The 937-nt window shown below is 34.4% G+C and carries 1 protein-coding gene; it reads left to right on the top strand.

Annotation, left to right across the window (positions count from 1 at the left end; all coding sequences use genetic code 11):
* Positions 1-374 precede the first annotated feature (374 nt).
* Positions 375-937: KxYKxGKxW signal peptide domain-containing protein (locus FC36_RS11930; protein ID WP_169790180.1), on the top strand; the 563-nt coding region annotated here is incomplete at its 3' end.

Raw genomic sequence — 937 nt, 5'->3', positions numbered from 1 at the left:
ACCCTGTTAAGCTTTTTTTGCGAATTTTCAAATATTACGAACTAGCAAATCGCGTACTCAATTACATAAAGTGAGGGCTGTGGCAGAAAACAAAAAAGGATAAATATCTATATGAATGTTGAACTTAATGATAGCTTGAAAATACAAACAATCAAGGAACATTCATCTGTTTCAGAGATATTATCTAAATTAGCTAAAGAATATTTAGAAAAAAACAAAATAGCTCTTACGAGCTATCGAGTGGAGCTTATATCCCCCCACTAAAGTAGGGGGATTTACGCTCCTTTTTCATTAAAAAGCTTGTTTAGTGATAATTATTGAGCTAATATGAATTATTGATAATTCTATAGTTTTACATAATGGGGGACTTTTGTTTGAATAGAGAAATAAAAAAACGTTATAAAATGTATAAAGCAGGGAAGAACTGGGTAGTAGCGCCGCTTGTGTTTTTTGGCTTGATTGTGGGGATACATTCTGAGTTAAGAAGTGTTTCTGCTGACTCAATGTCAACAGCACAAGTCGAAGAAAAGGCGTCAAATAAAACATCGGCTGTCGTTGGTCAAGAGGATATAACGTTAAAGAATAGTGAGGATACTAGCCAATCAGAGGTAACTAAGGAAAGTGCTAATCAAGATAATATCAAAAATAAAGTAGAATCATCAGCGACAAAAAATGAAGTAATCGAAAATTCTAATGATGCTAGCATAACAAGAAGTCAAGTAACAGCAAATAAAGTTGAAACCAATAGCGTGGGCAATCAAGTTGATTCTGAATCAATTCACACCAATACACATGCTAATGAAGCAGCTTTTGATTCAGTTTATCTTAACGATGAAGGCCAGCTACATGTTGAAGGATGGCATGCAGCTGATGATTCTGAAAGTCAACAATCCGCTTGGATGATTGTTTATGATGCAACTACCAATCGTGAAATTAA

It is taken from the genome of Ligilactobacillus equi DSM 15833 = JCM 10991, from assembly GCF_001435735.1.
GTDB classification, from domain to species: domain Bacteria; phylum Bacillota; class Bacilli; order Lactobacillales; family Lactobacillaceae; genus Ligilactobacillus; species Ligilactobacillus equi.
The sequence above is the reverse complement of the archived record's forward strand: the minus strand, read 5'-3'. Positions and strand labels throughout refer to the sequence as shown.